Source organism: Mesorhizobium sp. CU3, assembly GCF_006442965.1.
Classification (GTDB): domain Bacteria; phylum Pseudomonadota; class Alphaproteobacteria; order Rhizobiales; family Rhizobiaceae; genus Mesorhizobium.
The window spans coordinates 1-18615 of record NZ_VFWX01000009.1 but is presented as its reverse complement, the minus strand read 5'-3'; the positions used below and the strand labels follow the sequence as shown (position 1 = coordinate 18615).

Below are 18615 nucleotides of genomic sequence, written 5' to 3'. Positions count from 1 at the left end.
AGGGGCGGCGCCTTTCCTTCTCCCCTTGTGGGAGAAGGTGGATCGGCGCGTCAGCGCCGAGACGGATGAGGGGTGTTCCAGCGAAGTGAGACGCTGGCATTCCCTGGAACACCCCTCATCCGTCGCCTTCGGCGACACCTTCTCCCACAAGGGGAGAAGGGGGCGTCGGCGCGCTTCAAGCATTCCAAATCCCCTTCTTCTTCATCTCCTCCATCTCGCGCGCCGCCCGTTCGCGCAGCCTTGCATCGCGCAGTAGCTTCTCCACCGCCGCGTCGTCGGACTTGTCGGAATAGCGGAATTCTGAATCGGCGTAGCGGTTGATCTCCTGCAGGACCATGTCCATCGAGAACGGCCCGCGCAACTCCTCGATCATCGCCTTCTTGTCGTCATAGCTCTTGTGCATGAAGGCTTCCGGCTTCTCGAACCACTCGTCGGGAAGCTCGATGTCCATGGCGCGCATCTTGATGGCGTCGGTGACGTTCTTGATGGCGCGGCCGGTGAAGCGCGGCTCGGCGTCCTTGATCATGTGCAGGTAGGTGCCGATATCGGCGAGCGTCTTCGGCGCGCCGTTCTCCTTCATGTAGCGCTCATAGACCTTCATCAGCCCGTCTTCCTGCGGCTTCTCGTGCTCCTCATAGGCCTCTTCCACGGCACGCTGGATCTCCTGCGCGGCGTAGAGCTCGTGCTTGCCCAGCGGGATCTCGTGGTTCTTGCCGGCTAGCAGCACGAAGATGTCGATATAGTCGTCGCGGGTCTGCGGGCCGTCGACCAGCCAGCGCGCGCCGGCGCGCTGGCGCAGCGCGTCGTCGACATTTTCGGGATAGTTGGAGAACATGCCGAAGGAGCAGTTGCCGCGCACCACGGTGCCGGCGCCGGCGAAGGCGTCCATCAGCACGCCGGTGATCTCCTGCTGGCCGGCGGAGGCGCGGTCGTCGGAACGGCGCGCCGCCACCTGGTCGATGTCGTCGATGGTGCCGAAGCCGATGACGCGCGGGTTGAGCACGTTGTTGATGAACTGGCGGCAGTTCTGGCCGGATTTGCCCTGGTAGGACGAGATCTGGTCGACGCCGAAATTCTCATAGGCGAAGGGATAGGAGGCGACCTGGCAATAGCCGTTGACCAGGCCGGCGATCATCTGGATCAGCGTCGTCTTGCCGGTGCCAGGCGCGCCGTCGCCAATGAAGGTGAACAGGAAGCCGCCGAGCTCGACGAAGGGGTTCAGCTCGCGCTCGAAATCATAGGCCATCAGCATCTTCGCCAGCTTGACCGACTGATATTTGGCGATGTGGTTGCCGACGACCTCTTCCGGCTTCTTGAACGTCATCACCAGCGGCTTGGAGCGCTTGCCGGGCGCGACGTCGAAGCCATCGAGTGTGAAGTCGTCGACATCGATGCGGATATGCGCGTTCTCGAACGGGCCGATGCCGTCGAAGCGGCCTTTTCGCGCTAAAAGCCCGTCGATGGCGACACGAGCGAAGGCCCGTGCCCGTGTCGTCAGGTCGGTATCGTCCTTCGAGCCGGCGATCGCCTTGTCGAGACCAGCGACGATCGACTTCACCGCGTCCTGCGGGGTGTCGAACAGGAAGTCGGGCTCGGGGATGTCGTTCGGCGCCTCGCCGTCGCTGTCGACCAACTGGAAGAGGTAAGAGGCGAGACTGAAGGCCGAAACGTAAGCCGAGGCCGACAGAAGCTTCTTGAAGGTCGCCGCCTCATCGCCTTCGAGCGGAGCGCGGGCATTCTTCGCCTGTAGGCTTTCCAGGTCTGAGCCTTCGGCGAAAACATCGGAAATGGCGAGCGCAATCGCCAGGCCGCGGCGGGCGCGGTAGAGCAGCGTGTGCTGCGCAATCGTCATCAACTGGTCGTCGGGGTGGATGGCGGCGACCGTCTTCGTCAGCTCGACCTCGCGCGTGCGGCGCACCGAGCCGACCGAGACGGTCGAGACGAAGCGGCGGTTGGTGCCGGCGAGCGCGGTGCCGGATTCGCGCGCCGGATCCTCCAGCACGACGATGCGGGTGATGAAACTCTGCGCGATCGCGCGGTGTTTTTCGATTGCCGCTTCCGAAATCGTGGTCAGCCCGGTGTCCATCATCAACTCCTCATCGGAATTATCGTGCCGGCGCCGGCGGACGGATCCCGAGCTTGACGGGCGGCATCGAGATACAGGTCCAGCGTCTGGTCCAGCCTTTCGAAAAGCAGCTTGTCGAAGGCGACATGACCGCCGCCGCGCTGGTCGATTTCAAGTGCGGCGATGTAAGCGGGGCGATCTTCGGGGCGGATCGCTACCGGCGGATAGCCGGCGCGCGCCAGCACGAGATTCATCAACAGCCGCGCCGTGCGGCCATTGCCGTCGTTGAAGGGGTGAATGCCGACGAGCCGCCGATGCGCCTCGAAGGCGGTCTGCGGCGTGCTGCGTGCCGCGGCAAGCCAGCGGCCGAACGTCTCCATAAGAGCTGGAACCTCCGCCGGCGTCGGGAAATTGTGAACGCCGGCGTCGGTGTTCACATAGCGGGCGACGTCGGCATAGCGACCGGCGATCTCCGACTTGGAATTCGCGACGACCAGATGATGCAGGTTGCGGATGTCGGCCTCGAGTATCGGCGCATCGCGCTGCGCGGCGATTTCCAGCACCCAGTTCAGAGCCCGCGCGTGATCGACCGCTTCGAGGTGGTCCTTGAGGGGCTTGCCGCTGATCGTGATGCCTTTCTCAAGCACTAGGGCGGTCTCACCCGCGGTCAGCGTGTTGCCCTCGATCGCGTTCGACGTATAGGTGATGTCGATCCGCTGGGTGTGCTCAAGGCTGTCCAGGGCGCCCGGGCGAACTTTCTTCCTTAAAGCGTCAAGCTCTCTTTTCTTGGCAAGAACTCTGCCTGCTGGGGTCATTTCCGCACCTCGCGCGCGCGCCGCGCCTTTGGCCGCGCAAGCATCTCATACATCGCTGATGACCTGCCCGTTGGACAGGATGTGGACCTTGTAGCCGGAAAAGATCTTCTGCGCCTCGCCAGCGGCATAGAGCGCCTGATAGGCCTCGTGTGGGATCAGCGCGTGGTTCTCGTAGCTCGACACGCCCTGGCGGGCGGCTTCGAGATCGTCGGTGTTGATGAAGAATTCCTGCGTCGTCTTCTCGCTGGAGAACAGCCCTTTGCGTCCAGGCTTCTCGCTCTTAGAGAAGACCTCCTGGATGGTCCAGGTGAGCAGCCAGGCGTTCTCCGGCTTGCGCACCTTGGCCAGTACCTCGGTCACCGTCGAATTGTTGTCGGTGATGCCGGCCGAATAGAACGGGCCGAGCACGACGCGCCGCAGTTGCTTGGGATGCAGCGGTTCGAAATCCTTGTCGAGATTGACCGCGATGGTCGCCGGCGACAGCGTGTAGGCCGAATTCTTCTCAGTGAAATCGTCGAAGCGATGGGCAAGCTCGGGGTTGAGCAGGCCGTCGACGGGAAGCGGGATATCGACGCGCTCGTTCAGCTTGCCGGTGCCGTTGTCGACAAGCTGGCGCACCATGCTCTCCGAGGAGTCCTCCACCGTCACCATATAGACCAGCGGCAGGTTCGCGCTGCCGTCGAACGCGGCCCAATGGACGAGATAATAGGGCCGCAAGGTCTTCGGATTTACCGAGACCTTTGCCGTTTGCGCCAGCGTGAACGGGCCAAAGGTCGCCTCGCTCTTGACGTCCTCCAGGTAGAGGCGTTCGGCCATCGATCGCTGGAGCGCCTCGGGAAACTCCTTATGGCGCAGGATGAAATCGGCCATCTCCTCGCGCAATTCGCCGGCCGGCGGGATGTTGGCCAGCCGGGCGTCCGCCTGCTGGCGATCGTTTTCCAGCTCGAGTAGGTTTTGGAAGACGGGATAGCCGCTGTCGGCGCGCGAGATGCGGAAGGTGTCCATGAAGCCCAGCCGGTTGCGCCAGCAGCCGAAGGACTTGTCGAGACGGGCGATATATTCGGCGACGATCTTGGCGACGATGCCATGCCGGTAGAGCGGCGAGCGGTCGTCGCGCATGAACACTTCCAGGCCGCTCAGCGCCGCCGTGATGGCGGAGAAATAGCGCGCCGCCGCGTCGTTCTCAGGTGTCATGAGGCTGCCGTTCGAATGAAGTCGCCCACGCCGCCTAGGACTGCACGTAATTGGCGGAATTGTGCTTCTTCATAACGTCGTCGAAGCGGCGGGCGAAGGCGTCGTCGGCGAGCTTCTTTCGGCGCTGGATGTCGGCCGAGGCCACCATGTTCTTCTCATGCATTTCGAGCAGGTCGCCTATGTGCTTCTGCGAAGCGGCTCCGATGCCGGCCATCGTCTCCTCGGCGGTGGTGTCGACCTGGCTGCCCAGCGTGTTGATCTTGTGGGCGACGTCCTGCTGCGCGGCGGTCTTTAGCGAGTCTTCCAGGGCCTTGTAGAGGACGATGCGCTGCTCGGTGTCGATGGTCAGCTTGTTGATCAGCGTCGACTGGGCAGCGATCTGGTTGTTGAGCGAATCGACGAAGGTCTGGAACATCGAGGTGTAGCGTTCAAGCGTCTGGCTTTCGGCAAGCAGCTCCTGTTCCTTGGCTTGCTTCTCATTGTATTCGGTCGCCATCTTCGAGCGCTCGCCTTCGAGTTCGGTGCGCTCCTTCTGCGTCGTGGAGGCGGCGATCTTGTTCTCGATGTCGAGCAATTGCGGGTTCAATTCCTCGATGCGCTTCTGCACGGCCTCGAGGTTCGACATCGTCACCTTACGGCGCTCGATGACCTGCGACAGGCCGGTCTCGGAGGTCTTGTAGCGCTGGTCGAGGATCTGCTTCTGGGCTTTGAGGATGCCGACGATGGTGTCGGACTTCGCAAGCAGTTCCTGCAGATTGCCGGCTAAAGACATGTTGCGGACGCGGTCGGTGCGCATGCGCTGCTTGCGCTGCGACGAAAACACGCCGACGAAGTTCTCCCAGCCGGTGTAGTTCTTCATGCTCTCGAATTCGGCACCGAAGACGTTGGTCGCGTCCTCTAGCCCGATGATCAGGTCGGCGATGTTGCCTTCCATGACCTTCTGCTGCTTGAGCACATCCTCGATGCGGGCGTTTTCGATGTCGAAATTGGCGTCGCCGATCTTCTTGTCGGCCTGAGCAAGCGTGTCGAGCACGGTGCTGGACTGCTCGATCTTGGTGCGCATGTCCTGCACGACCTGCTTGGTCTTGGCAATTTCGGCATCGAAATTCTGCAATGTCGCCATTGGGGCCTCCCGCTTCGGCATCCGTTTCCGTGTCGTGGCGGCGAATATATGTGGGGCTTCAAGGGATTGAAAGACGCAAGACAAGGAGAGCCATCAAAACAAAAGAATTGGCCAGGTCCTTGAAAGACAAGGCAAGCATGCGTAAGGCAGCCAGTAGCGCGCACCGTCGTCGAAGAGCTTTAGCCGGTATGCGTTAAGCTCTTGTTTTTACGAACGACAACGAAACGGTGCCGGCAAATCTCTTCTCGGCGGCAATGCCGGTATCGCCGGCGTCGATCAAGGCTTGGGATCAGCCTTGAGATAGGCAATCACATTGGCGATGTCGTCATCGCTTGTCAGCCCGGTGAAGGCCATCCTGTTGCCGGGAACCTTCAGCTTGGGAGCCTTGAGATATTCGGCCAAGTTGGCCTCGTCCCAGACGAGACCGGCGGCGCCTGCAGCCTTCATGGCTTGCGAGTAGTGACTCTCAAAACTCTCCGCCGAACCGGCCTTGCGCCCGACGATGCCCATCAGATGCGGCCCGACCTTGTCGCGATCGGTCGCGGCTTCGTGGCAGGCGATGCAGCGGTTGAAGACTTTCTTGCCTAAGGCCGCGTCGCCGGCGGCGTGCGCGGCGAGGCAGCCGGCAAGCAAGAACATGGCGGTATGCGAAATGGCTCGAAACATGGCTGACCCCGAGGAGTTCTGGCTGACGACCTTATTAGGGCGAGGCCTTAACAAACGCCACACCCTGGTCCCGGCTCGATCTTAGCGGTTCAGGCTTGCTGCGCCAGGTCGCGGCGCAGGAAATCGTGCAGACGATCGACCGCCGGCGTCGTCGACAGCAGATTGCGCAGGATGCCGATCTCGAGGTCCGGCAAGGCCGGGAGCCCTTCATGGGCGCCGACGATGCGCAGCGAAGGCGGCACGCTTCGCTGCGCCAGGCCGGCGACCGCGAGCCCGGCCTGGACGACTGCGATCAGCCCGAGCAGCGAGGCGCTGGAATAGGTGCAGCGGTAGGATCGGTCGGCATCGCCGAGCGCCTCAAGGACATTCATCCGTGCCGCGCAACCGGGTTCGAACAATGCGACGGGCAACGGATCGGCCTGCCAGGCGACGTGGTTGGGCGAGGCGACCCAGACGAAGCGCTCCAGCCTGATCACGTCGAGCGGCTGATCCGGCAAACGGGTGACGATCGCGAGGTCGAGCCGCCCCTCCGCTAGAGTTTTCACTAGCGCGGTCGATTGCTCGCAGACGAGCTCGACCGTGACCAGCGGGTGGTCCTCGGCAAAACGCGACAGCACCGGCGGCAGCAGGAAGGCGGCGTAATCGTCCGGCACGCCAAGGCGCACACTGCCTGTTTCCTTCGGTCGGGTGACGCTCGCCCACGCCTCGTCCGACAGTTTCAGCAGCCGGCGCGCATAGATCAAGAAGTCCTCGCCGATCGCGTTGGGCGTAACCGTTCTCGGCCCACGCACCAGAAGCTGGTTGCCGACCATATCCTCCAGCCTCTGCATCTGCATGCTGACCGCCGACTGGCTACGGCCGACGCGCGGTGCTGCATTGGAAAGGCTGCCGCTTTCGACGACGGCGACGAAGGTTTTCAAAAGGTTGAGATCGAGCGGAGAGGCCATGGTGCTATCAACATATCGAATAGATCTTCACAAATCTATTCGCTTGATTGGAAACGTTTCGGCTGGCCAGATGGATTTCGACCTGTTGGAGAGCCGCAATGAGGGACATATCCACAGCCCGCTTCCCCGCCTCGAGCCTCGCACTGGCGATGGTGATTGCCGGCACGGTCGGGGCCTTCGTGACGGAGTCCGGACAACATCCCGTCACCGTCGTCTTCTGGCGATGCGTGTTCGGCTCGCTGTTCCTGGCGGCATGGTGCCTGTTGCGCGGCTACCTGCCGGATCGCACGCTGTCCGTATCCCGGCTTCTTCTCGCGGCACTCGGCGGCGTCTGCATGGTGCTGAGCTGGACGGCCTTCTTCGCCGGGTTTGCCATGACGTCCATCGCAACGACGACGATCGTCTACCATGTGCAGCCGTTCTTCGTGGTGCTGATAGGCGTTGTCTTCCTCAAGGAGCGCATCTCGCTAGACCAGATCCTGTGGATGCTCGGCGCGTTCCTCGGCGTCGTGCTGGCCAGCGGCCTAGTCGTCACGCATGGCCATGTCGACGCGCATTGGGCATTGGGTATCGCGCTGACGCTCGGCGCCGCCATGCTTTACGCGGCGGCGACGATCCTCGCCAAGGGCCTCGGACAACAGCGCGCGGAGATCACCGTGCTTTGCCAGACTCTGGTCGGGGTCGTGCTGCTCGCCCCGTTCGCCGATATCGGTCATCCCATCGCGCCGGCGTCATGGGGCTGGCTGGCCGGCATCGGCGTCCTGCATACCGGCATCGCCTATGTGCTGATGAATTCCGCCTTTCCGCGCCTGACGACGCCGGTGATCGGCGTCATCACCTTCATCTACCCGGTCGTCGCCATCATCATCGACTGGGCTTTGTACGCGCATCCGCTGCGGCCCGCGCAGGCTGCCGGCATGGCGCTGATCGCGCTGGCGACGCTCGGGGTGCGGCTTGGCTGGCGGTTTCCTGTGCGGCGTGTCTCCGCTGCTTGAAGTGTCTGGGCCGCCTGAAGCCGCTCAACCGCTCACAAAGCCGATGAAGTCGTCGGGTGCGGCGCGGCCCATCTCCTCTTCCCAATGGCGGCGGCAGAGCGAGACATAGACGTCCTTGCCGATCGCCACCTGCTCGCCCTGTTTCGCCACCTTGCCGTCGGGACCCAGGCGCACCACCATCGTCGCCTTGCGGCCGCAGCGACAGATGGTGCGCACCTCGCGCAGGTCATCGGCGATGGCGAGCAGCGCGCGCGAGCCGGAAAACAGATTGCCCTGGAAGTCGGTGCGCAGGCCGTAGCACATCACCGGAATGCCTAGACGGTCGGCGATGCGCGCCAGTTGCCAGACCTGCTCCTCCTCGAGGAACTGCGCCTCATCGACGAAAATGCAATGCACCGCTGCGCGCTCGTGATGCTCGGCAACCCTGGCGAAGAGGTCGTCGCCATCGCGGAACATCTCGGCCTCGGTCTCGAGGCCGATGCGCGACGAGATCAGCCCTGTGTCGCCTTTGCGGTAATGGCCGGCGACGAACAGCATCGTCGACATGCCGCGTTCGCGATAGTTGTAGGACGCCTGCAACAGCATGGTCGTCTTGCCGGCGTTCATCGTCGCATAGTGGAAGTAAAGCTTGGCCATGCTGTCCTTCTAAGCCCACATGCCGGCGTGCGGGGAGGGGCCGGAGGCTCCGTCCACCAAAAACTCCCTGCCCTGGCAAAACTCGATGTCGTTCAAAAACCCGTCATGTCGCTTAATGGCCAGCGCGCGCCGTTCATCGTGACGTTGCCCCGCTTGAAACAACATCAAAATGGTGTTTGGCTGACGAAACAAGGCGGGCGCAAGAACCGTAGCTTCGCATCGCCTGGCAATTGCAATGGGAGAAAGTTTATGTCGCGTATGAAATCCATCGTCGCCGGCCTCGGCCTGGCGGCGCTAATGACCACGACCGCCGCTTACGCCGGCGATCCGGCGAGCTGCAAGGCTGTCCGGCTCTCGGATGTCGGCTGGACCGACATCCAGGCGACCACGGGTCTGGCCTCGGTGCTGCTCACCGCCCTCGGCTACGAGCCGCAGACGATCCAGCTTTCGGTGCCGGTGACCATGGCCTCGCTGAAGAACAAGGACCTCGACGTCTTCCTCGGCAACTGGATGCCGTCGATGACCAACGACATCAAGGACTACACCGCCGACGGTTCGGTCGAGACGATCAGCACCAACCTGACCGGTGCCGGCTACGGCATCGTGGTGCCGACCTATGTCGCGGACGCCGGCGTCAAGTCGCTGACCGATCTTGGCAAGTTCAAGGATAAGTTCAACGGCAAGATCTACGGCATCGAGGCCGGCAATGACGGCAACCGTATCATCCTCGACATGATCAAGAACCCGAAGGACAATCTGGAAGGCTTCGAACTGGTCGAGTCGTCGGAAGCCGGCATGCTGACCCAGGCCGAGCAGTCGATGAAGAACAACGAGTGGATCGCCTTCCTCGGCTGGACGCCGCATCCGGTGATGGGCGCGATGAAGATCACCTATCTCGACGGCATGGGCGACAGCGGTTTCGGCGCCGCCACCGTCTACACCAATGTGCGCAAGGGCTACACCACCGAGTGTCCGAACGCCGGCAAGTTCATCGCCAACCTGAAGTTCAACCTCGACATGGAAGGCGAGATGATGGACGCCATCCTCAAGGGCGGCGACGCCCAGACGGTGGCAAAAGACTGGCTGAAGAAGCATCCCGACGCCGTTGCGCCGTGGATCGCCGGCGTGACCACCTTCGATGGCGGCGACGCGGCGGCGGCCGTCAAGACCGCGCTCGGGAGCTGAGCCGGCTTTGAGTCCGGAATGATCATCCGGAAGAGGGCAGCCAGTAGAAAAGGCTGCCCTTTTTCATATCCTGTGAGAAGATGACCGTGCGGCAAGCGCGGCGAGAGCAATTCCAGGAAAAGTGTTGGCGGTTTTCCGTCCGGAATTGCGTAAAAACAAAGAGATAGAGCGGTCCGCCGTTTCCATCAAACGGTGAAACGCTCTGGCATAAGAGGGGAAGATGGATCCGATTTCGAAACTGCTGACCGACTACAAGATTCCCATCGGGCCATGGGGCAAGGCGTTCTTCGGCTTCCTCACGGACAATTTCGACACCATCTTCCGGGCGTTTTCCAACGGCCTCAATTTCATCCTAAACGGGCTGGTCGATCTGTTTTTGATGGTGCCGCCGGTGCTTCTGGCACTGATCATCGCCATCGTCGCCTGGCTGCTGCAGCGCTCGCGGCCGCTCGCCATCGGCGTCTTCCTCGGCCTGATCTTCATCATCAACCAGAACCTGTGGAAGCAGACGGTGCAGACCCTGGTTCTGGTGGTCGCCGCGGCGGCGGCGGCCATGGCCATCGGCGTGCCGCTCGGCATCTGGGCCGCGCACAAGCCGAAGGTCTACCGCGTCATGCTGCCGGTGCTCGACCTGATGCAGACGCTGCCGACCTTCGTCTACCTGATCCCGGTGCTCACCCTGTTCGGTCTCGGCAACGCACCCGGCCTGATCGTCACCATCATCTTCGTCATCCCGACGGCCGTGCGGCTCACCCATCTCGGCGTGGTTTCGGTTCCCAAGGCGATCATCGAGGCCGGCGAGGCGTTCGGCGCCACCAAGCGCCAGCTTCTGTGGAAGGTGGAACTGCCCTCGGCGCTGCCCACCATCATGGCGGGGCTGACGCAATCGATCATGCTGTCCCTGTCGATGGTGGTGTTCGCGGCGCTGATCGGCGCCGGCGGCCTCGGCACGGAAATCAACCGCGCGCTGGGTTCGCGCCGCATCGATCTCGGTCTTGAGGCGGGCCTCGCCATCGTCGTGCTCGCCATCGTGCTCGACCGGATGACGCGCATCGGCGTGGGAGGCAAGAAATGACCGTCGCGGTTGACTTCAAGAACGTCGATATCGTTTTCGGCTCCGACCAGGCCGGTTCGCTGGCACTGATCGACAAGGGCGCGAGCCGCGCCGAAATCCTCGAAAAGACCGGCAACGTGCTTGGGTGCGCCGGCGCCAGCCTGACCGTGCATGAGGGCGAGATCTCGGTGCTGATGGGCCTGTCGGGCTCCGGCAAGTCGACACTGCTTCGCGCCGTCAACCGGCTCAATGTGGTGTCGCGCGGCCAGGTGCTGGTCAAGGACGGCGACCGCACGGTCGATGTCGTCACCTGCGACGAGGCGACCTTGCGGCGGCTGCGCCAGAAGCAGGTGGCGATGGTGTTCCAGCAGTTCGGCCTGTTGCCGTGGCGCACCGTCGAGGAAAATGTTGGCTTCGGCCTCGAGCTTGCCGGCGTCCCGGACGCGGAGCGCAAGGAGCGCGTGCACCGGCAGCTCAAACTGGTCAATCTCGACCAATGGTCGAAGAAATACGCGCATGAGCTTTCCGGCGGCATGCAGCAGCGCGTCGGTCTCGCCCGCGCCTTCGCCACCGAGGCGCCGATCCTGTTGATGGACGAGCCGTTCTCGGCGCTCGATCCGCTGATCCGCACCAAGCTGCAGGACGAACTCTTGCAGCTGCAGGCGGAGCTTAAGAAGACCATCATCTTCGTCAGCCACGACCTCGAGGAAGCGCTCAAGATCGGCAGCCACATCACCATCATGGAAGGCGGCCGCATCGTCCAGACCGGCGCGCCGGAGGACATCGTTCTGAGGCCCGCCAACGACTATGTCCGCGACTTCATCGCCAATGTGAATCCGCTGTCGGTGCTGACGGCCTGGAACGTGATGCGCGACCGCCGCGACCTGGAGCAGGGCGAGGACGGTTGGGTATGGCTCGACCGGCGCAAGACGACGCGCTTCAAGATCGACGAGCACGGGCTGGTGGCGGCGGCCGAGCGCGACGGCAAGCCGGCGGTGTGGGTGTCCTGCGCCGATGTCGAGGGCCAGCCGGAAGAAGGCGCCCAGGTGTTCTGGGCAAATCCCGGCACGCCGCTGAAGACGGTGATGCTCGCCATGCACCGCTCGCAGACGGCGCCGGTGGCGCTGTTCGACGAAGGCTCCCGCTTCGTCGGCGCGATCGGCATTCGCGATGTGCTGAGCGCGGTGCTGAGGCGGTAGGGCCTCTCACAGGCGCCCGGACCTCGGTCTGGGCGCGGTCCCTGCGGCTTGTATTTCGCTCCCGTCAGGCGCAGAATCCACCTGTTGCGTGCCCATGCGCTAAGGGGTGATGCCGACGCCGCGCACAAGGGTTCCAGGCGCGCTTGCGCTGTCGATTTTCGTCACCGTCCCGCTTGGAAGCGGCACGGCGTTTTCCCAAAGCTTTGTTATCGGGAATGGTGTCACCGCCGGCCAGCAGACGATGACGGGAGCGGGCGACACCGGCACCGTCAGCCAGACAGGAGCGATCGAAACATTCGGCGCCGGCGTCGATGCCGTGCGGATGCTCGGCTCGACCCAGAAGCTCACCAATTACGGGCTGATCGAAACGTTGGGCGGCGGCGCCGTCAACGCGCATTCGCAAGGTGCCAACGCCAGCATCCTGAACGACGGAGGCATCCTGGCCATTGGCGACGGCTCCATCGCAATACTGTCTGAAGGCGACAATGCGCGCATCGTGAACAACGGCACGATCGAAGCCCTTGGCGTCGCCACATACGGGATCATCAGCGATGCCGCGGGCGGGCGTGTCGACAACCACGGCTTCATCGGTGTTTCCGGCACGGCCGCGGCAGGCATAATCGGCGATGGGCCTGACCTTGTGGTCGTCAACAGCGGCTCGATCGAGGCCTACGGCGTCGCCGCCGGGGGGATCCTCTGGCAGAACAACGGTCTTCGGCTCGACAATTCCGGGTCGATCACAGTGTCGGGGCTGGCTTCCATCGGCATCGGCGCCGGTGGCAACGACATCGCAATTGCCAACGGCGGCACGGTCGACGTCTTCGGTACGGCCTCGACCGGCATAGCTACACTGTTCGGCAACGCAGCGATCACCAATTCCGGTTCGGTCATCGTCGAGGGTGTCGGTGGCGTGGGCATTGCCGCCCAGGGCAGCAACTCCGCCATCACCAATTCCGGTCGCGTCTTCAGCGACCAGAGTGTCGCCATCTATTTCGGCGCACCCGACGCGACGCTCAACCTTTTGGGCGGGACGGCTATACAGGGGCCGATCGTCTTTTCCGGCGGCGGTAACACCGTGACCTTCGGCCCCGCGCTGAATGCCGTCATGAGTTTTTCAGGGAGCGGGCTACCGCAAACCATCCTGACCGGCGGCCGGCCGTTCGTGACCAGCGGCGACAGCGTGGCGGTGGGGGATATCACCGGATTTGCGAGCAGCGCACCGCTGGTCGAAGACCTTGTCGGCGGCATAGCCGGTGCCGCCGAGGCGCGTATGGGCGCAGCGAGCGACGACTTGGCCGCGCCGCGTAATGGACTAGACGCCTGGATCTCGACATTTGGCGGGATACGCTCCCAAGGCGGCTCCGGCGCAGTGGCGGGATTCAGCCAGGCGCTGGGCGGCATCGTCGCCGGCGCCGAGAGGCGCTCGGGCGACGGCTTCCTGGGCGGCGTGTTTCTCGGAGGCGCCGTCGGATCGACCGAAGTCGACGACGACGCGCAGGAGATCGTCCACCGCAGTGTGTTTGCGGGCGGCTATCTCGGCTATGACGGCGGAGCCCGTTTCGCCGACGCGACGTTCATTGCCGGCGTCCTACAGGAGCGCAGCCGCCGCTACGTCGCGAACAATCAGGTGCTTGGCGGCATCGAGACGGCGCGAGCCGATTTCAACGGCGTCTTCCTCAGCCCGTCGGTGACGCTAGGCATAAGGCTGCCGGTCGCGGCGGGCACGCTGATACCCAGCGTGCGATTGCGCTACGCGGGGCTCTTCATCGATAGCTACGAGGAGACCGGTTCCGCCGGTGATCTTTCGGTTTCGCGGCGCGGCGTCAACGTCTTCGAGGCGCGTGGCCAGCTTGCGCTGGCCCTGACGCCCGTCAGCACGCGGGGCCAGACCTGGCAGACCACACTGCGAGCAGGGATCGACGCAATCGCCCAAGACAGCGACGACGTGTCCGCGACGCTGCTTGGCCAAGACATCTCTTTTGCCGCCGGCGGCAAGAAAATGGTGCTGCGCGGCTTTGCAGGGGCGGACGTCGCGGCCGAGGTGGGGCAAGGCATGACCCTCAATGCCGGCTTCGAGGCCGGCTACGGAAGCGACGATGCCTTCACCGTCCGGGGTGAGGCCCGTCTCAGCAAGGCTTTCTGAGGCACCTGGCAATCTCGGTTCCAGCACATATTTTTCGAAATCCATTCCGATTCCGACCAGAGGTGCGGTAGGATATTGCTCCGCAGGGGGATGCGGTAGGATATTGCCGCCGCGCGGATGTCGCTCGGCGGTGCAAAAATGCAGCGGGGTACATCGCGAATGATCTTCCGTCAGCTCTTCGATTCCGTGTCGGGCACCTATTCCTACCTGCTCGCCAGCCGGCGCGGCGGCGAGGCGCTGATCATCGATCCGGTGCTGGAGAAGGTCGAGCGCTATTTGCAACTGGTCAACGAGCTCGATCTCAGGCTGGTCAAGGCGGTCGACACACACCTTCATGCCGATCACATCACCGGCCTCGGCGCGCTTCGCGACAAGACGCACTGCGTGACCGTCATGGGCGAGCAGACCAAGGCTGACGTGGTCTCTATGCGGCTTGCCGACGGCGACAAGCTCGCCATCGAGGGGCTGGCGCTCGACGTTATCTATACGCCCGGCCATACCGACGATTCCTACAGCTTCATCCTGCCGGACCGGGTCTTTACCGGCGACACGCTGCTCATCCGCGGCACCGGCCGCACCGACTTCCAGAACGGCGATCCGCGCCAGCAATATGAATCGATCTTCGGCCGGCTGCTGAAACTGCCTGACGAGACGATGATCTTCCCGGCGCATGACTATAAGGGCGAGACCGTCTCGACGATCGGCGAGGAGAAAGCCTTCAACCCGCGCCTGCAGGTGAAGTCGGTCGACGAATATGTGAACATCATGAACAATCTGAACCTGTCCAACCCGAAAATGATGGACGTGGCGGTGCCGGCCAACATGAAGGTCGGGCTGCATCAGGAAGACATCGCGTCGCGTGGCTGGGCGGTGAGCGCCGAACAGGCGCAAGCGCTGGTCGGGCGGCCGGACGTGGCGCTGATCGATCTGCGCGAGCAGTCCGAGCGCGAGCGCCACGGCATCATCCCCGGCGCGATCCATCTGCCCTATGGGCGGCTGCAGGAGAACATCATGGCCGGCGGCATGCTGCATGAGCTGGCCAAGTCGACGGCCAAGCAGTTGCTGTTCTACTGCGCCTTCGGCGAGCGTTCGGCGATGGCGGTCCAGGCGGCGCAGGATGTCGGCATTTCCAGCGCCCGCCACATCCAGGGCGGCATCGACGCCTGGCGCAAGGCCAGCGGGCCGCTGATGCATTGAAGCCCTGTGAGGATCAATTCAATCCGATCAGCTTCGCGCCGTTGCGGAACATGGCTTCGCCATCCTTGTCGAAGCGGAAGGTGGCGATGAAATCGTCGGCGCGGTAGTCCGGCCAGGTGTTGCGGATCCTGGCGGCGTAGTTGCGCGCCTCGTCCGGCCGGCCGGCGAGCGCCAGGCAATGCGCCACGATCGCCAGGATGATGACATGGGAATTGGGCCGCGCCGCCGCCTTGAGCGCCCACTCGGCGGCTGCGTCGAATTCGCCGAGCCTCGCATGCGCCATGGCGCGCGCGCCCATCATGCCGAACAAGAGCGGATCGAAGGGGCTGAGATGGCGCGAATGATCGGACGAGCCGATCGCGGAGCGCGGGTCGCCCGACTGCGACTGCACGAAGGACAGCGCGTAGTGGCCGAGCGCGAAATTCGGGCTGAGGTCGACGGCCTTCGACAATTCCAGCAACGACCCGTCCTGCTCGCCGCGCAGCCACAGCGCGCGGCCCATCGCCCAGTGGGCGGCGGGATTGCGGTCGTCGACCAGCAGGCTCTGGCCGGCGGTTTCGAAGGCAAGACCGGTCTCGTGGTCGCGGTCGCCCCAGCGCTGGAAGGCGTTCTGCCAATGGGTGAAGGAGAGACCGGCATAGGCGCGGGCGAATGTCGGGTCGAGCTTCAACGCATCGTTGAAGAACTGCTGCGCCAATTCGTTCTCCTGGCGGGTGAAGCGGTACATGTGCCAGAGGCCGCGATGGTAGGCCTCCCAGGCGTTGAGCGAGTTGGGCGCTTTCAGCATGGCGCGGTTGCGCTCGACCGTGGTGATCTCGGCAGCGATCGAGGAGACGATGCTATTGCCGATATCCTCGATGACGACGAAGATCTCGTCCGGCTTGTGCTCGAAGGTCTCGGCCCAGACGATCCTTGCCGTGCGCACCTCGACGAGCTCGACCGAGACGATGACGCGGCCGAGAAAGCTGCGCACCGAACCCGTCGCCACATAGTCGACATGCAGCCTGCGCCCGGCGTCTTCCGGCGCGATGTCTTTTTCAGACAGCGCGAAGACCGAGCCTCGGGCGATGACGAAGAAATCGCGCAGCTTGGCAAGCCGCGTGATGATGTCGTGGGTGAGGCCGTCGGCCAGCCCGCCGCGCGCCCCACCGGTGCTTGCGATCTCAACGAAAGGCATCACCGCCAGCGAGGCGCGGCGGGTCGCGGCCGGTTCGGATTCGGCCGGGACGATCGGGAACTGGGGCGCCGCGGAGCTTGCCGGTGACGGCGCGATGCTTGCGCTGGAGTGGCGGGCTTTTATCTCCTGCCAGGCGTCGCGCAACGGAGCGAACTCCAACTCCTCCGCGTGGAAAAGTTCGGCCGAGGCCGCAAGATGTTCCTCGCCGGCGCCGATCTGTCCGCGCCGCGCCAGGTTTTCCAGCAGCGCTACATGCGCCCGCCCATCGAAGGGGGCTAGCTCCAGCCATTTGTCGATATAGGCGGCAGCCTCCTCGGCTTCCGGCGGCAACAGGCCGATGATGTGCTCCAGAACGGCAACGTGGCATGACGAGAAACGGCGGCGCTGCGCCGTCAGCCAATTGGTGAAGACCGGGCTGCGGTCGAGTTCCAGCCCGTCGAGGAAGTCGCCAGCAAAGAGTTCGGCGAGTGCCCGCAACTGCCCGATGTCCAGCGTGTCGATGCCTTCCGCCACCGCGGCGGCGGCCTCGACGGCGTCGACGCTCATGTCGGCAAGGCGCAGCGCCACGGTGTCGCTGTCGGTGACGACCCGATGCACGCCCGAGCCGTCGAGCGCTCCGCGAAGCTTGCTCAGGCACCAGCGGAGTTCGCCGCGCGGGTCGTTGGGCACATCCCACAAAAGTTCGCACAGGCGGCTGCGGCTGACCGGATGCGGCGCCAGCGCCAGATAGGCGAGCAGGGCACGCAGCTTGCGTGAGGAAGGCAATTTAACGGGCGTGCCGTCACGGACGATCGCCAGCTTGCCGAGCAGCCGCACGGAAAGAGTGCCTGCGGCGTCGTCCAGGCGCGATCGGGTGGATTCCACGTATGTTTCCACGCTTTCTCCAACGCTCACCAGTTGGTCCATAATCTATCACCAAATGCGACAGGAGGCAGCCGGCAGCCCCATTCCATGCCGGAACGCCGCCGTTGCCGCGTTTGCGGCAGGTCGAGCAAACCCTAATGCGGCCAAGTGTCGAAACCGCGCCGCCAAAACTGCCGGTTTGTAACCGGTACGTGAGGACATTGAGGAGAAAGCCATGTTGCATCAGTTGAAAATCAGAACCACGGCCGGACGCGGCCGCCTTTTCGACAGCATTCTGGACACGGTCGGCGACACGCCGGTGATCCGCATCAACAATCTCGGCCCGGCCCATGCGACGATCTATGTGAAGGCCGAATTCTTCAATCCAGCTGCCTCGGTGAAGGATCGGCTGGCGCTCAACATCATCGAGGAGGGCGAGCGCAGCGGCAAATTGAAGCCCGGCCAGACGGTGGTCGAGGCGACCAGCGGCAATACCGGCATCGGGCTTGCCATGGTCTGCGCGCAAAAAGGCTATCCGCTGGTGGTGACGATGGCCGACAGCTTTTCCATCGAGCGCCGCAAGCTGATGCGCATGCTCGGCGCCAAGGTGGTGCTGACGCCGCGCGCCCAGAAGGGTTTCGGCATGTACAAGAAGGCGGTCGAACTCGCCGAGGCGAATGGCTGGTTCCTGGCGCGCCAGTTCGAGACGGAAGCCAATGCCGCAATTCACGAGGCGACCACGGCGCGCGAGATCATCAATGATTTCGCCGGGTCGCGTCTCGACTATCTGGTTACCGGCTACGGCACGGGCGGCACGGTCGCCGGCGTCGGCCGCGTGCTGCGGCGCGAACGGCCGGAGGTCAAAATCGTGCTCGCCGAGCCGGCGAACGCGCAGCTTATCGGCAGCGGCAAGGTTCAGGAACGCGGCGCCGGCGGCGCGCCGGCCGCCAGCCATCCGGCCTTCGAGCCGCATCCGATCCAGGGCTGGACGCCGGACTTCATCCCCAATGTGCTGCAGGAGGCGATCGACAAGCGCTACTACGACGAGGTCAGGCCGATCCCCGGTCCTGAAGGCATCAAATGGGCGAAGGCGCTGGCACAGCAGGAAGGCATCTTCACCGGCATTTCCGGCGGTGCCACCTTCGCGGTGGCGCGGCAGATCGCCGGTACGGCGCCGGCCGGCGCTGTGATCCTGTGCATGCTGCCCGACACCGGCGAACGCTACATGTCGACGCCGCTGTTCGACGGCATCGAGGCGGAAATGGACGCTGACGAACAGGCGCTGTCGCGCTCGACGCCGAGCTGCCAGTTCGAAGCTTGAGGAAAAAATCGCGGCGCCGCCCGTGCCTGGGGGGGTGGCGTTTTGGGGCTGGCGG

At 63.8% G+C, this 18615-nt stretch carries 15 protein-coding genes; 7 read left to right on the top strand and 8 right to left on the bottom strand.

The features are described from left to right. Positions 1-175 precede the first annotated feature (175 nt). The 6 genes from FJ988_RS15145 to FJ988_RS15120 all read right to left on the bottom strand — a co-directional run bounded on the left by FJ988_RS15145 (position 176) and on the right by FJ988_RS15120 (position 6810). Positions 176-2086 carry an ATP-binding protein gene (locus FJ988_RS15145; protein ID WP_140819028.1) on the bottom strand — a complete coding sequence of 637 codons (1911 nt, stop codon included), beginning with the start codon at positions 2084-2086 and terminating at the stop codon, positions 176-178. A gap of 2 nt (positions 2087-2088) precedes the next feature. Next, a complete protein-coding gene (locus FJ988_RS15140; RefSeq protein ID WP_140819026.1) occupies positions 2089-2880 on the bottom strand; it encodes a Fic family protein in 792 nt (263 codons plus the stop codon). A 45-nt stretch (positions 2881-2925) separates the two neighbouring features. Next, positions 2926-4074 (bottom strand): hypothetical protein, encoded by a 1149-nt coding sequence (locus FJ988_RS15135; protein WP_140819022.1) that lies wholly within the window; start codon positions 4072-4074, stop codon positions 2926-2928. Positions 4075-4108: 34 nt separating this feature from the next. Next, a complete protein-coding gene (locus tag FJ988_RS15130; protein ID WP_140819020.1) occupies positions 4109-5197 on the bottom strand; it encodes a hypothetical protein in 1089 nt (362 codons plus the stop codon). 276 nt (positions 5198-5473) lie between these two features. Continuing rightward, positions 5474-5863 (bottom strand): cytochrome c family protein, encoded by a 390-nt coding sequence (locus FJ988_RS15125; RefSeq protein ID WP_140819018.1) that lies wholly within the window; start codon positions 5861-5863, stop codon positions 5474-5476. A gap of 89 nt (positions 5864-5952) precedes the next feature. Then, positions 5953-6810: a LysR substrate-binding domain-containing protein gene (locus FJ988_RS15120; RefSeq protein ID WP_140819016.1), complete on the bottom strand. Its 858-nt coding sequence runs from the start codon at positions 6808-6810 to the stop codon at positions 5953-5955. A 98-nt stretch (positions 6811-6908) separates the two neighbouring features. Here FJ988_RS15120 and FJ988_RS15115 point away from each other — a divergent pair, with 98 nt between their 5' ends. Beyond that, positions 6909-7805 (top strand): DMT family transporter, encoded by an 897-nt coding sequence (locus FJ988_RS15115; protein WP_140819014.1) that lies wholly within the window; start codon positions 6909-6911, stop codon positions 7803-7805. A 24-nt stretch (positions 7806-7829) separates the two neighbouring features. Here the strand turns inward: FJ988_RS15115 and FJ988_RS15110 are convergent, their stop codons facing one another. Further along, entirely contained in the window at positions 7830-8441 is a 612-nt protein-coding gene (locus FJ988_RS15110) for a thymidine kinase (protein ID WP_140819011.1), read from the bottom strand. Between the two features lie 249 nt (positions 8442-8690). Here FJ988_RS15110 and FJ988_RS15105 point away from each other — a divergent pair, with 249 nt between their 5' ends. The 5 genes from FJ988_RS15105 (at position 8691) to FJ988_RS15085 (ending at position 15219) form a co-directional block, all read left to right on the top strand. Further along, entirely contained in the window at positions 8691-9626 is a 936-nt protein-coding gene (locus tag FJ988_RS15105) for a choline ABC transporter substrate-binding protein (RefSeq protein ID WP_140819009.1), read from the top strand. 220 nt (positions 9627-9846) lie between these two features. Next, positions 9847-10701, top strand: coding sequence for a choline ABC transporter permease subunit (choW, locus tag FJ988_RS15100; RefSeq protein ID WP_140819007.1), 855 nt, complete (start codon positions 9847-9849; stop codon positions 10699-10701). After that, entirely contained in the window at positions 10698-11879 is a 1182-nt protein-coding gene (choV, locus tag FJ988_RS15095) for a choline ABC transporter ATP-binding protein (protein ID WP_140819005.1), read from the top strand. The genes choW and choV overlap by 4 nt, the downstream gene beginning before the upstream one ends. Positions 11880-11988: 109 nt before the next feature. Further along, on the top strand, positions 11989-14022 hold the full coding sequence (locus tag FJ988_RS15090) for an autotransporter domain-containing protein (RefSeq protein ID WP_140819003.1): 2034 nt from the start codon (positions 11989-11991) through the stop codon (positions 14020-14022). A gap of 159 nt (positions 14023-14181) precedes the next feature. Further along, positions 14182-15219: an MBL fold metallo-hydrolase gene (locus tag FJ988_RS15085; protein ID WP_140819001.1), complete on the top strand. Its 1038-nt coding sequence runs from the start codon at positions 14182-14184 to the stop codon at positions 15217-15219. Positions 15220-15232: 13 nt separating this feature from the next. Here the strand turns inward: FJ988_RS15085 and FJ988_RS15080 are convergent, their stop codons facing one another. Further along, positions 15233-17302 carry a BTAD domain-containing putative transcriptional regulator gene (locus FJ988_RS15080; RefSeq protein ID WP_140818999.1) on the bottom strand — a complete coding sequence of 690 codons (2070 nt, stop codon included), beginning with the start codon at positions 17300-17302 and terminating at the stop codon, positions 15233-15235. A 172-nt stretch (positions 17303-17474) separates the two neighbouring features. Between FJ988_RS15080 and FJ988_RS15075 the strand changes: the two genes are divergently transcribed. Continuing rightward, on the top strand, positions 17475-18560 hold the full coding sequence (locus FJ988_RS15075; protein WP_140818997.1) for a PLP-dependent cysteine synthase family protein: 1086 nt from the start codon (positions 17475-17477) through the stop codon (positions 18558-18560). Positions 18561-18615: the final 55 nt, after the last annotated feature.

Bases quoted from the DNA above. Each gene is read 5' to 3' on its own strand.
- FJ988_RS15135 (WP_140819022.1), bottom strand. From the start codon at position 4,074: ATGACACCTGAGAACGACGCGGCGGCGCGCTATTTCTCCGCCATCACG.
- FJ988_RS15140 (WP_140819026.1), bottom strand. From the start codon at position 2,880: ATGACCCCAGCAGGCAGAGTTCTTGCCAAGAAAAGAGAGCTTGACGCT.
- FJ988_RS15145 (WP_140819028.1), bottom strand. From the start codon at position 2,086: ATGGACACCGGGCTGACCACGATTTCGGAAGCGGCAATCGAAAAACAC.
- FJ988_RS15085 (WP_140819001.1), top strand. From the start codon at position 14,182: ATGATCTTCCGTCAGCTCTTCGATTCCGTGTCGGGCACCTATTCCTAC.
- choW (WP_140819007.1), top strand. From the start codon at position 9,847: ATGGATCCGATTTCGAAACTGCTGACCGACTACAAGATTCCCATCGGG.
- FJ988_RS15080 (WP_140818999.1), bottom strand. From the start codon at position 17,302: ATGGACCAACTGGTGAGCGTTGGAGAAAGCGTGGAAACATACGTGGAA.
- FJ988_RS15075 (WP_140818997.1), top strand. From the start codon at position 17,475: ATGTTGCATCAGTTGAAAATCAGAACCACGGCCGGACGCGGCCGCCTT.
- choV (WP_140819005.1), top strand. From the start codon at position 10,698: ATGACCGTCGCGGTTGACTTCAAGAACGTCGATATCGTTTTCGGCTCC.
- FJ988_RS15105 (WP_140819009.1), top strand. From the start codon at position 8,691: ATGTCGCGTATGAAATCCATCGTCGCCGGCCTCGGCCTGGCGGCGCTA.
- FJ988_RS15115 (WP_140819014.1), top strand. From the start codon at position 6,909: ATGAGGGACATATCCACAGCCCGCTTCCCCGCCTCGAGCCTCGCACTG.
- FJ988_RS15110 (WP_140819011.1), bottom strand. From the start codon at position 8,441: ATGGCCAAGCTTTACTTCCACTATGCGACGATGAACGCCGGCAAGACG.
- FJ988_RS15125 (WP_140819018.1), bottom strand. From the start codon at position 5,863: ATGTTTCGAGCCATTTCGCATACCGCCATGTTCTTGCTTGCCGGCTGC.
- FJ988_RS15090 (WP_140819003.1), top strand. From the start codon at position 11,989: ATGCCGACGCCGCGCACAAGGGTTCCAGGCGCGCTTGCGCTGTCGATT.
- FJ988_RS15130 (WP_140819020.1), bottom strand. From the start codon at position 5,197: ATGGCGACATTGCAGAATTTCGATGCCGAAATTGCCAAGACCAAGCAG.
- FJ988_RS15120 (WP_140819016.1), bottom strand. From the start codon at position 6,810: ATGGCCTCTCCGCTCGATCTCAACCTTTTGAAAACCTTCGTCGCCGTC.